Source organism: Shigella sp. FC1967, assembly GCF_001743005.1.
Lineage (GTDB): Bacteria > Pseudomonadota > Gammaproteobacteria > Enterobacterales > Enterobacteriaceae > Proteus.
Map to the genome: position 1 here is coordinate 1 of NZ_MIIZ01001375.1, position 12,835 is coordinate 12,835.

The following is a 12,835-nucleotide window of genomic DNA, read 5'->3' on the forward strand; positions in this document are numbered from 1 at the left end:
ACGTCATTTTAACAATACGATGTTTATTCTCTTCCTTTCCTTTTCTTATTATAAATAAAGGTGTATGCGTGCAGAAGTACATAAGAGAAGCGCGTAGCTTACTTGCTCTCGGTATCCCCGTTATCATCGCGCAATTTTCCCAGACAGCAATGGGTGTAGTTGATACTGTCATGGCGGGTGCTGTAAATGCCACAGAAATGTCGGCAGTAGCAGTAGGTACGTCTATTTGGTTGCCAACGATTTTATTAGGCCAAGGCATATTAATGGCGTTAACGCCAATCGTTGCACAATTAAATGGTTCAGGACAACGAAAACACATTGCTAATCGTACACAGCAAGGTTTTTGGCTTGCCACTTTCTTATCCATCATGGTCATTGCTGTTCTTTATAACAGCCGTTTTATTATTGAAGCACAGCATGATATTGAACCAGAATTAGCCGAAAAGGCCATTGGATTCATTCATGCTATTATGTGGGGTGCACCAGGTTGCCTTTATTATCAGGTACTGAGAAGCCAATGTGAGGGATTATCTAAGACAAAACCTGGCATGATAATTGGTTTTATTGGCTTATTAATCAATATCCCTGTTAACTATGCCTTTATTTACGGTAAATTTGGCGCCCCACAATTAGGTGGTATTGGTTGTGGCGTTGCAACGGCTTCTGTTTTCTGGGCTATGTTCTTAATGATGCGTTATTACGTGCGCCGAGCACCAACTCAACGTGACGTTATGCCCAAAAAACGTTTAGTAAGCCCTGATTTTCACACGATCAAACGTATTACATTTCTAGGGTTACCCGTTGGCCTAGCCTTATTCTTTGAAGTCACACTGTTTGCCGTTGTTGCATTATTAGTTTCACCTTTGGGCGTTACTGCGGTTGCAAGCCATCAGATAGCACTTAACTTTAGCTCCCTGATGTTTATGTTCCCTCTTTCATTGGGAATAGCGGCAACAATCCGTGTTGGTTATAACTTAGGACAACGCTCCACAGAACAAGCCCGTACTTCAGCCATCACAGCGCTGGCTGTTGGGCTAATGTTGGCAAGTTGTACCGCAATTTTCTCTATTATTTTTAGAGAGAAAATCGCGTTAATGTATAACGACAATATTGAAGTGGTGACATTAGCTTCTCATCTTATGCTATTCGCTGCGCTTTATCAGTTGTCAGATTCTGTGCAAGTTATTGGCTCAGGTGTATTACGAGGTTATAAAGACACTCGCTCTATCTTCTTTATTACCTTTATTGCCTACTGGGTGATTGGATTACCTTCTGGTTATATTTTAGGACGTACTAATTATTTTGTTGAAGCCATGGGGCCGGCTGGTTTCTGGATTGGATTTATTCTAGGTTTAACTGCCTCAGCAATTATGATGGGATCCCGTATTTGGTGGATACAGCGCCAATCTGATGAAGTGGTGTTATTACGTTCAGAGCGTTAAAGAAAAACGGTTATTTAGGCAAGGGAATGACACAAATATCAACAAATAGCTTTAAATACGAGCAGTTGAATATAAATTTGTGTTTTTCCTCTTGCAGAATCGAATCATCTCGTTAATATTCGTCCCCGTTGTCACCTAATAGATAATGCGTCCATAGCTCAGTTGGTTAGAGCACCACCTTGACATGGTGGGGGTCGGTGGTTCGAGTCCACTTGGACGCACCATTTCTCTTTCTCTATTTTCTTATTTTTATCATCTTACCTTCCCTACAAAATAATTAATCTGGCTTGCAATATTTTATTGCGCAACAAAGTGTTTAAAAAACAAGCAGTCAGCGCTGTATTTTGATCACATCACTTAAATTTACCTTTTTTCGATTTTCTTCATAGAAATTAACCTCTATAATACAAAACATAATTTTGTTGAAAGGTTTCAGCGTATTGATTTACGGGCATCTTTAGAAAACAGAACAAATGAATCGTGATAGACTATAATGTAAGATGTCTACCAACCTTCGATACAAAATAGTGACAAGATTTTTATGATGTTGCTGAAACATTAACATGTTGCGCAACTTATCCATTAGAGATGAGTTTGTACATCCAGTTTTATACCGTTGATACTGTTAATAGAAAACAGCGACATGAATCCATATTCATCCATTACAATACAACCATTAAATAGACTGCCATGAAAAAGACAAAAATTGTTTGCACCATCGGGCCAAAAACCGAATCTGAAGAAAAACTGAATCAATTACTGGACGCAGGCATGAACGTTATGCGTCTAAATTTCTCTCACGGTGACTATGAAGAGCATGGCAACCGTATCAAAAATCTACGTAACGTTTGCGCTAAAACAGGCAAAAAAGCCGCTATCTTATTAGATACTAAAGGTCCAGAAATCCGCACCATCAAATTAGAAGGTGGTAATGATGTTACTTTAGTTGCGGGTCAAACGTTCACTTTCACCACAGACAAAACTGTTGTTGGTAACAAAGACCGTGTTGCTGTCACTTATGAAGGCTTCGCTAAAGACTTAACTGTTGGTAACACCGTTTTAGTTGATGACGGCCTTATCGGTATGAAAGTAACTGCGGTAACGGATACAGAAGTTGTTTGTGAAGTTTTAAACAACGGTGACTTAGGTGAAAACAAAGGTGTTAACTTACCTGGCGTTTCTATCGGTTTACCTGCATTAGCTGAAAAAGATAAACAAGATCTTATCTTTGGTTGCGAGCAAGGCGTTGATTTCGTTGCTGCATCATTTATTCGTAAGCGTTCTGACGTGGAAGAAATGCGCGCTCATTTAAATGCACACGGCGGCGAAAACATTATGATTATCTCAAAAATTGAAAACCAAGAAGGTTTAAACAATTTTGATGAGATCTTAGAAGCTTCTGACGGTATCATGGTTGCTCGTGGTGACTTAGGTGTTGAGATCCCCGTTGAAGAAGTTATCTTTGCACAAAAAATGATGATCGAAAAATGTAACGCTGCACGTAAAGTTGTTATCACTGCAACGCAAATGTTAGATTCAATGATCAAAAACCCACGCCCTACTCGTGCTGAAGCAGGTGACGTTGCGAATGCTATCTTAGATGGTACTGATGCTGTTATGTTGTCAGGCGAAAGTGCGAAAGGTAAATACCCAGTAGAAGCTGTGACTATCATGGCAACTATCTGTGACCGTACAGACCGTATCATGCAATCTCGTCTTGATTACAAACAAACCGCTGCGAAATTACGCGTAACAGAAGCTGTTTGTCGCGGTGCGGTAGAAATGGCTGAAAACTTAGATGCACCTTTGATCGTTGTTGCAACTTTCGGCGGTAAATCAGCGCGTTCTATCCGTAAATATTTCCCAACTGCACCAATCTTAGCATTAACAAACAACGAAGAAACTGCTCGTCAGTTACTGCTAGTTAAAGGTGTAACAACACAATTAGTTAACGAAATCGCGTCTACTGACGACTTCTACCGTATTGGTAAAGAAGCCGCATTAGCAAGTGGTTTAGCTCATGCTGGTGAGCGTGTTGTTATGGTGACTGGCGCACTCGTTGATAGTGGTACAACAAATACTTCATCTGTTCACGTCCTGTAATTTAACCGTATGTGATAGTCGCTTAAACGCCACGGTTATCGTGGCGTTTTTTTCTTCTCTTCCTCTATTTTTTCTCTAGTCTACTGATTTTTTCTCTCTTACCGCCTTTATTTCTTCTATGCTTTTAATAAACTATTTTATTAATGTAAGTACAATAAGGATGTAAAATGTCTGACGATACAATAAATACCCGTGTTTTTGCTTGTACTACCCTTGCGATTAAAGATAAGAAAAAATCGTATATACCACGGTAGAACAATGGAATTTTCAGTAGACAAACCTGCCTCAATATTTGCCTATTATCCTAAAGCTCATACATTCCAGCAAAATGCCCCCGATGGTACACCAGGCTTAAAATACGTCACTAAATACCCATTTATCGCTATTACAGCACCAATTAATTTAGAAGGGACAAAAGACGTACTTGAAGGCGTCAATACACAAGGACTTTCTTTTAGTTTGAATATGCTTCCTGATTCAAAGCTCGATGATATTAGCCCAGAAGACTACGCGACCTCAGTGCCTATCGCAGCCATTGGTGAATGGGCTTTAGCACAATATTCAACCGTTGAAGAATTAAAAGAAAATATCCCTAAAACGGCATTTTGGTCACAAAAGTTATTGCTATTGCGCAATTTACCCAGCCCTTTCCATTATGCGTTTTATGATAAAACAGGCGCCTGTATTGTTGTTGAGGTTTCAGAAGGAAAGTTACATATTTATGATAATCCGACTTATTGCATGACCAATGGCCCATTATTTCCATGGCATCTTACTAACTTAAATAATTATACTCATCTTTCTAATATTAATATTTCTAGCAGTACACTGGGAAATATGAAGGTAAAACAACCGGATAGTGGGATTGCTTTAGCAACATTGCCAAGCTCTGATACGTCTGTTGATAGATTTATTCGTGCCGTTTACTACACAACGTATTATCACCAAGTTTCTGATCAAGACACACAACTTGTTGAACTGGCTCACATTATGAACCGTTTTGATCGCCCTAAAAATTCCACTATCGATCCTTTACTGGGTCATAACACGTTAAAAGCCCTTCATACAAGTGAGTTTTCAGTATGGACAACACTCACTGATTTAGAGCGAGGAATACTCTTCTTTAGAGGATATAACGATCTCAACTTCCAAAAATTTACGCTTGAATCGTTTAAAAATGAAGTAGAACCTGTTTTCATAAAAGTAAATTTAGGTGGTGATATAGCGCAATAAAGATAAATAACAATAAAAAACAACACTGATAAAATGTTTTCTATCAGACTGTTATGAATAAACATCTTTTGTGAAATAACACGCATTTTTTGTACTGAATATTTGCGTTTTAAGTGTTATTTTTTCTATTGTTCAATTACTGGTTCAGTAGAATGTGGTAAATAAATCCAGCATTTTCCTATATATGTGCCATACTTACTAATGGTTTCATATAAATGCTACTTGTTCCTTTACACAAACTAATAATAGAGGTTGTAACTATGAAAGCAAAACTTGTACTAGGTGCGGTAATTCTGGCTTCAGGCTTATTAGCAGGTTGTTCTTCTAGTAATAATGCACAATTAGATCAAATCTCTTCTGATGTAAGCCGCCTGAATACTCAAGTTCAACAATTAAGTAGTGATGTACAATCAGCTCGTGCTGAAGCTAAATCAGCTTACGACGAAGCAGCGCGTGCAAATCAACGTTTAGATAACCAAGTCACTACTTATAAAAAGTAATTTGATTGACTGGTAAACTGGGATCAGTTTCAGACCAGTACTAATAGTAAAGCCTCAATCCACAATGATTGGGGCTTTATTTTTAATATATTAAACTATAAATTAATATACTCTAATTCTGCTATCTTTTCCAATTTCCTATAACTTAGAATTAATTTTATCGCTCGCATTTCTTTTTTAATAATTCAATTTCTCCTTGATGTTTTTTATATATATCTTCAAGTACCGTCATAATGTCATGATTTTTAATCATTAAATTATCATTTTGAATGGTAAATTCTTTACTAACAAAATCAGGTATCTGTGATTTTAATAAAAGAATTATTACCTAAATTAATATTCTTCTGAATATGTTTATCCGCCTGTTGATAAACTTGATAAAGTGTCGCCAGCATTATATTGACTGATTTATCAGCATGACCCACAAGGATTGATAAAGACTTATCTTTTTGATTTATTAGTTCATTTTTTGATGGCGTGGAATAATTTAGTCACATCATTAGCCAATGTTTTATGAGTTAAACTAGTACTAATACGCCCACCATCATTCAATTTATTTGCTTCTACTCTTTCATATTCACCATTTTTTGTTTTTTGTTGAGATCCGGTGAATCAATTCACCACATATTTTTATTAATATTCTGTTTTCTTTTCTTTTCATTTCCAATAAAAAGAGTTTCCATACTATTTTTTATTGAAGTAGTTTTATTTCCCAATTGAACTAATTTTATTTCCATCACTGGAAGTAATACATTCAGAATAATGAGGATTAACATTTATTTTATTAAGGTACATATCTATAACTCATTCATTTTACTGCAGAGAAGTTATCGATATTAAAGAATAAAACATCAATTTAATGTTAAAAAATACACCTTTATTAGGTTAAACTATTTTTTATAAATTATTATTAAAAAAAACAGATGTCTAAGCATCTGTTTTTCAATATCTATTAAGCAGCAGAAATATTAATTCGCAGTTACATCAACAGGTAAACCTGAGCGACGAATTATTTCAGTATCTACTTTATCTTTATCAACCTTTCCACTTTCATACCAAGCATTAAATTGCTTCGAGAATGTAAGAGGCATGGTTTGCGGATCGTCATTTTCATTGCGTGACAGTGGCTGATGAACTTCAATAAACTGCCTACCGTCTGCAGTTTCAGTAAATTTAATCGGCTTATTAATAACCTGAACACGGCTACCTTTAGGTACCACATTAAATAACGTCTCAATATCATTTGGTCTTAAACGAATACAGCCAGAACTCACTCTTAAGCCAATACCAAAATCAGCATTAGTACCATGAATAAGATACTCACCTCGACTATGTGCCAATCTTAGAGCATATGCTCCCATTGGATTTTCAGGGCCAGCAGGAACGACAGCGGGTAGCGTGATCCCTTTAGCGGCATAGTTTTTACGAATATTCGCTGTTGGTGTCCAAGTTGGATCTTTAATTAATTGAGAAATCGATGTCACCATTTCAGGTGTTTCACGGCCTAATTGACCAATTCCAATAGGGTAAACATCAACTGTGCCACCTTCTTTGGGGTAATAATAAAGGCGCAATTCGGCAAGATTGATTACAATACCTTTTCGCACTGTATCAGGCAAAATCATCTGTAATGGAATAGTTAATGTTTTACCTGCATCAGGTAAAAGAGGATCAATACCAGGATTTGCTTCCATCATATTGAGCAATCCCACTTGGTATTCAGACGCAATAGCTTCTAGTGAGCGTTTATCATCGGGAACTATATATGAAAAGTTTTCACCAATAATACGCTGGTTATCAGCAGGTAGTAGATATTCTGTTGCATAAGATAAGTGACTACTCATCCCTAACAGCGATACTCCCAATAGAGTTAACCATTTTTTCATCGTTTATCCCGTGTGTTAGAAATAAAATAAACTGACTATTATGATGATAACATTATCATTGTTATGCTTTCATATAATAAGTCAGTTTAGAACATTAATGTGGGATCAGGTAACATTTATGCTACAGCGTATTCTGAAAAACGCTTAATAAGCGTCGTAACCATCGCATGTAAACCTTGTGTACGAGACGGCGTTAAGTGGCTTTCTAGTGCTAATGATGAAAAATAATGTTTTACATCCGTCGCTAAAGCTTGTTCAATTGTTTTACCTTGAAATAAGATAATGACTAATGCAACAAGCCCTTTTACAATACCTGCATCACTGTCGCCAGCCAGCACCAGATGTTTGTTCTCATTAAGAGAAACCGCAATCCACACTTGGCTTTGGCAACCTTCAATAAAGTTAGCTGAAATGCGCTGTTCATCTGTTAGAGGCGGCAGACGCTCACCTAACTCCATCATATAAAGATAACGTTGTTCCCAATCTTGGCAACGAGAAAAATTGCGCAATAGTTTTGCTTCATCTGGCAAATTGGCAACTGCCATGAATAACCTCTTTTTAATCTTTAGCCTAATAACATTTCAACACGCAATAGCGCATTCACCAACGCATCAATATCATTTTTATTGGTATATAAGCCAAGAGATGCACGGCACATCGCAGGAACCTGATAATAATCCATAATTGGCATCGCACAATGATGCCCAGTACGAATAGCAATACCATAATTATCCAGAAATGCTCCAACATCATAAGCGTGATGTTTACCTAAATTAAAGGCAATCACACCTTGTCGACAATCATTGCCATAAAGCGTTAATGATTTTACTTTTTGCAGCTGCTCTTGAGCATACTTCATTATACCGTTTTCATATTCAGCAATATGATTCATGCCTAATTGTGAAAGATAATCCAATGCAGCACCTAAGCCAATCATTCCCATTATATTAGGCGTCCCCGCTTCAAAGCGCCAAGGTGCATCTGCATAGGTAATATCACCATTAATATGAACATGCTTTATCATTGCGCCACCACCTTCCCAGGGCGGCAACTCATCCAGTAGCGCTTTTTTACCATACAGTAAACCAATACCAGTAGGTCCATAAAGTTTATGTCCACTACAAACAAAAAAGTCGCAATCAAGTTGTGAAACATTAATGGGTTGATGCATTGCACTTTGAGCGCCATCAACCAATATATGTAACTCTCCTCCTTGAACAATAGCATATTGGCGAGCATCACGAATAATTTGAGCGATAGGATTCACTGTACCCAATACATTTGATTGATGCGTAAGACTGAGTAATTTTGTTCGTTCGTCGATTAAGCGAGGTAATTGAGCCAGATCGAGAGTGCCGTCTTGTAATAGTGGCAACACTCGAACATTAAAGCCATACTGTTTTGCCAACATATACCAAGGAACAATATTTGCATGATGTTCCATTTCAGTGATGATGATATTGTCACCATCATTTAAAAATCGTTGGCTATAAATATTTGCGATTAAGTTGATCCCTTCCGTTGTTCCTTTAACAAAAACAATCTCTTCTTCGCTATTAGCGCCTAAAAAATCACTGGCTTTTTTACGAACATTTTCAACTAACGTTGTCGCATTTGCACTTAACGTATGAATACCGCGGTGAACCGCGGCATATTGTGTTAAGGTAAATTGCGTTTCATGTTCAATGACGCAAGCCGGCTTCTGAGCACTTGCGGCACTGTCGAGATAAACCAGTGGTTTTCCTTTTACTTGTTGTAAAAGGATTGGAAAATCATCTCGCGCTTTTTCAATGGAATGCGTCATAATGCCTTATTTTATACCTCTAATAAGCGCTGATTAATTCTCTCTAATACCTGCGCCTTGACCACACTATTTTCTAGCGATTCAGTTAATTCAGCCGCAAATGCATGGATGATCATTTTACGGGCGTCAGTTAAAGAAATACCTCGTGAACGCAAATAAAATAGTTGCTCATCATCAATTCGACCTACTGTCGCACCATGGCTACATTTCACATCATCTGCATAGATTTCAAGCTGTGGTTTAGTATCAATTTGCGCTTTCTCACCCAGCAACAGATTGTTATTTGTCATTTGACCATCTGTCTTTAATGCTTGAGGTGTCACCGTGATCATACCGTTAAATACGGCTTTACCAGCATCCATCGCAATACTTTTATGCAGTTGACGACTCTGGCAATTTTTCTCACCATGAACCAGCCATGTACGAGTATCCGCGATTTCACCTGCTTTAGGTAATACAACGCTATTCATTGAAAGTGACGTATTTTCACCTTTTAGTGCCGAACTTGTATGATGACGACTCAGTTTAGCGCCTAATAAGAAAGCATAGCTATTGACCCGAGCATCACGACCTATCGTCAAGTCGTTATGAGCAAAATGCTGACTCACACTATTCTCAAAGCTTAATTTAATATGATTAAAAGAGGCATTATCACCAATCTCTGCAGTTAATCTTGCCCCTGTAAAGTGACGGTTTTCGTTGTCGCTACTGATATAGTGCTCCACCACTTGCATCTGGGTATTCGCACCAACATCAAGATGAAAACGATAATTTGCACTATTTACCTCTGCGCTTTGGTCGCCTTGCGTAATATTGAGGATATAAAGTGGTTTATCCGCAATAACACCAGCTTTCAAGGTAATCAACAAAGGGTGTGGCGCTAAACTTTCAACTAAGTGCAGAAAAATTTCACCATTTACCGCGTTAGGGAGCTCACTTTGATTATCAAGTAAAGTGACTTGATAAGGACCAAAATCTTTACTACTTTCTATCGGTGAAAATGTGCCATTTACCATAACAATACGGTAGCAATCAAAAGATAATGCATATTTAGCCATTAAGCTTTGCACATCAAAAGGTGGCAACTGTTGATAGCATTGGCTTAACGTTTCTTCTAAGGGCGTATAATGCCAATCTTCATGACGGTAAGCGGGGAACCCGATTTTTTCGACTTGCAACCAGTGATTACGCGCATTGAGATTATCGTCGCCTTTACGTTGATGGTATAACGCTGCAAACGCCTTTAGTGCTTGTTGATTACGAAGTTCAACTTGGCGCTGTTTTTCTCGTTTTTCATTGAGGGTCAATAAGCCAGCCATAACCTTGTTCCTCCAATTTTTGCGCCAATGAAAAATCACCTGATTTAATGATTTTCCCCTGATACAGCACATGCACAAAATCAGGTTTAATATAGTCAAGAATACGTTGGTAGTGTGTTACAACAATAAAAGCACGTTTACCATCGCGTAAACTATTAACACCATTAGAGACAATTTTTAATGCATCAATATCAAGGCCAGAATCTGTTTCATCTAAAATACATAATTCAGGCTCTAATGCAGCCATTTGCAAAATATCGTTACGTTTTTTTTCACCACCAGAAAATCCCACATTCACTGAGCGTGTTAGCAAATCTTGTGGCATATCCAATAATTTAATTTTATCTTCAATAAAATCTTCAAAATCAAAGCGATCTAACGGCTCTTTACCACGATATTCTCTTACGGCATTCACCGAAGATTGTAAGAAAAATTGATTACTGACACCGGGTATTTCAACAGGATATTGAAAAGCCATAAAGATACCTTCACCTGCGCGCTCTTCCGGTTCTAATGCCAATAAATCTTTATTTTTAAAAGTGATTGAACCTTCATCAACTTCATATTCATCACGACCAGCAAGTGTTGCCGATAAGGTACTTTTTCCTGAGCCATTTGGCCCCATAATCGCATGAACTTCACCTGCGCGAACCTGCAAATCTAATCCTTTAAGGATCTCATTGCCTTCAACACTGACATGTAAATTTTTAATCTCTAACATAATATATGCCTTCAGTATCTTTATACTCAGAATTTGGTTGATGGTTAACCGACGCTATGTTCTAAGCTGATTGCTAATAATTTTTGCGCTTCCACAGCGAATTCCAGCGGTAATTCTGAGAACACATCTTTACAAAATCCGTTTACAATCATTGAGATTGCATCATCTTCGCTTAACCCACGCTGCCGACAATAGAACAATTGATCTTCACCAATACGTGACGTTGTCGCTTCATGTTCAAGCTGTGCTGAGTTGTTCATTACCTCAACATAAGGGAAAGTATGCGCACCACACTGCGTACCAATTAACATGGAATCACATTGGGTAAAGTTACGGGCATTTTGCGCACTAGGGAGTACTTTTACGAGTCCGCGGTAACTGTTTTGGCTTTTACCTGCTGAAATACCTTTAGAGATAATGGTTGATTTGGTATTTTTGCCAATGTGGATCATCTTAGTCCCTGTATCTGCCTGTTGGCTGCCATTCGTTAAAGCAACCGAGAAAAATTCAGCTGTCGAATTATCCCCTTTTAAAATTACACTTGGATATTTCCATGTGATTGCAGAACCTGTTTCTGATTGCGTCCATGACATTTTGGCGTTTTCACCTTCACAGATAGCTCGTTTAGTCACAAAATTAAGGATACCGCCTTCACTATCGCCACCAGAGAACCAATTTTGAACAGTAGAGTATTTAACTTCAGCATCTCTATGGATAATGACTTCAACCACTGCGGCATGAAGCTGATAGCTATCACGAACAGGCGCAGAACAACCTTCGATATAACTGACATAACTGCCTTCATCAGCAACCAAAATTGTTCGTTCAAATTGGCCTGTTTGAGCCGCATTAATACGGAAATAAGTCGATAATTCCATTGGGCAACGAACCCCTTTGGGAATATAGACAAAAGTACCATCAGAGGCGACCGCAGCGTTGAGTGCAGCAAAGTAGTTATCATGGCTTGATACAACAGTACCTAAATATTGACGCACTAAATCAGGATATTCTTGAATTGCTTCACTGAATGAACAGAAAATAATACCGTGTTCGGCAAGTTCTTCACGATAGGTTGTTGAAACAGAAACAGAGTCAAAAATAGCATCAACAGCAACAGCTTGCCCTTCTCTTACAGGTACACCGAGTTGGTTAAAAGCATCTTCAACTTCTTTGGTTAAATAGTCTTGTGTGGCTTGTTTATCACTCGCAATTGCTTCATTTGTACCACCAGCACAACTACCATTAGCACAACATGAACTACAAGATGGCGCTGAATAATAGCTATAATCTTGATAATTGAGTGATGGGTAATCTGCTTTTAGCCAATGAGGTTCTTCCATTTCTAACCAATGGCGATAAGCATCTAAACGAAATTCCAACATCCACTCGGGTTCGTTTCTTTTGGCTGATATTGCACGCACAACCGCTTCATTTAATCCTTTTTCTAAGGTGTCGGTTGAGATATCAGTATAAAAACCTTCTTTATAGTGGTGATCGCTTAGCCATCCCTGAACTTCATCACCAATTTCAACATTGCTCTGAGACATAATCTGACTTCACTATGTTATACCCCGAAGCTCTCACCACATCCGCAGACGTTTTGAGCTTTAGGATTATTAAATTTAAACATTTGATTAAGCCCTTCACGAACATAATCAACAACTAACCCATCGATAAATGGCATTGCTTTTAATGAAACAAAGAGTTTTGCTCCATTATGTTCATAAACACATCCGCAGACGTTTTGAGCTTTAGGATTATTAAATTTAAACATTTGATTAAGCCCTTCACGAACATAATCAACAACTAACCCATCGATAAATGGCA

11 protein-coding genes and 1 tRNA gene are annotated in these 12,835 nt (G+C 37.9%); 5 read left to right on the plus strand and 7 right to left on the minus strand.

The window, feature by feature from the left end:
• Positions 1 to 68: 68 nt before the first annotated feature.
• From BHE89_RS22100 to BHE89_RS22120, 5 genes are all read left to right on the plus strand, one after another.
• Complete coding sequence (locus BHE89_RS22100) at positions 69 to 1,442, plus strand: MATE family efflux transporter (protein WP_069369310.1); 1,374 nt, start codon at positions 69 to 71, stop codon at positions 1,440 to 1,442.
• Between the two features lie 147 nt (positions 1,443 to 1,589).
• A tRNA-Val gene (locus BHE89_RS22105) sits at positions 1,590 to 1,666 on the plus strand.
• Positions 1,667 to 2,132: 466 nt separating this feature from the next.
• Positions 2,133 to 3,545, plus strand: coding sequence for a pyruvate kinase PykF (gene pykF / locus BHE89_RS22110; protein ID WP_069369311.1), 1,413 nt, complete (start codon positions 2,133 to 2,135; stop codon positions 3,543 to 3,545).
• A gap of 258 nt (positions 3,546 to 3,803) precedes the next feature.
• On the plus strand, positions 3,804 to 4,778 hold the full coding sequence (locus BHE89_RS22115) for a linear amide C-N hydrolase (protein WP_286146418.1): 975 nt from the start codon (positions 3,804 to 3,806) through the stop codon (positions 4,776 to 4,778).
• Positions 4,779 to 5,038: 260 nt separating this feature from the next.
• Positions 5,039 to 5,278 carry an Lpp/OprI family alanine-zipper lipoprotein gene (locus BHE89_RS22120; protein ID WP_069369313.1) on the plus strand — a complete coding sequence of 80 codons (240 nt, stop codon included), beginning with the start codon at positions 5,039 to 5,041 and terminating at the stop codon, positions 5,276 to 5,278.
• A 968-nt stretch (positions 5,279 to 6,246) separates the two neighbouring features.
• Here BHE89_RS22120 and BHE89_RS22125 read toward each other — a convergent pair.
• The 7 genes from BHE89_RS22125 to BHE89_RS26625 all read right to left on the minus strand — a co-directional run.
• Positions 6,247 to 7,164, minus strand: coding sequence for a L,D-transpeptidase family protein (locus tag BHE89_RS22125; protein ID WP_069369315.1), 918 nt, complete (start codon positions 7,162 to 7,164; stop codon positions 6,247 to 6,249).
• Positions 7,165 to 7,280: 116 nt separating this feature from the next.
• Positions 7,281 to 7,709, minus strand: a complete 429-nt coding sequence (gene sufE / locus BHE89_RS22130; RefSeq protein ID WP_069369316.1) for a cysteine desulfuration protein SufE — start codon at positions 7,707 to 7,709, stop codon at positions 7,281 to 7,283.
• A 20-nt stretch (positions 7,710 to 7,729) separates the two neighbouring features.
• Positions 7,730 to 8,968: a cysteine desulfurase SufS gene (gene sufS, locus BHE89_RS22135; protein WP_069369317.1), complete on the minus strand. Its 1,239-nt coding sequence runs from the start codon at positions 8,966 to 8,968 to the stop codon at positions 7,730 to 7,732.
• Positions 8,969 to 8,979: 11 nt separating this feature from the next.
• Positions 8,980 to 10,287, minus strand: coding sequence for a Fe-S cluster assembly protein SufD (gene sufD, locus BHE89_RS22140; RefSeq protein ID WP_069369318.1), 1,308 nt, complete (start codon positions 10,285 to 10,287; stop codon positions 8,980 to 8,982).
• Complete coding sequence (gene sufC, locus BHE89_RS22145; RefSeq protein ID WP_069369319.1) at positions 10,262 to 11,008, minus strand: Fe-S cluster assembly ATPase SufC; 747 nt, start codon at positions 11,006 to 11,008, stop codon at positions 10,262 to 10,264. The genes sufD and sufC overlap by 26 nt, the downstream gene beginning before the upstream one ends.
• A gap of 44 nt (positions 11,009 to 11,052) precedes the next feature.
• The gene (gene sufB, locus BHE89_RS22150; RefSeq protein ID WP_069369320.1) at positions 11,053 to 12,555 is read right to left on the minus strand and encodes a Fe-S cluster assembly protein SufB; all 1,503 of its coding nucleotides are present in this window, start codon (positions 12,553 to 12,555) and stop codon (positions 11,053 to 11,055) included.
• 17 nt (positions 12,556 to 12,572) lie between these two features.
• Positions 12,573 to 12,835, minus strand: a 263-nt coding sequence (locus BHE89_RS26625; protein WP_286146419.1) for an iron-sulfur cluster biosynthesis family protein, incomplete at its 5' end; no start/stop codon positions are given.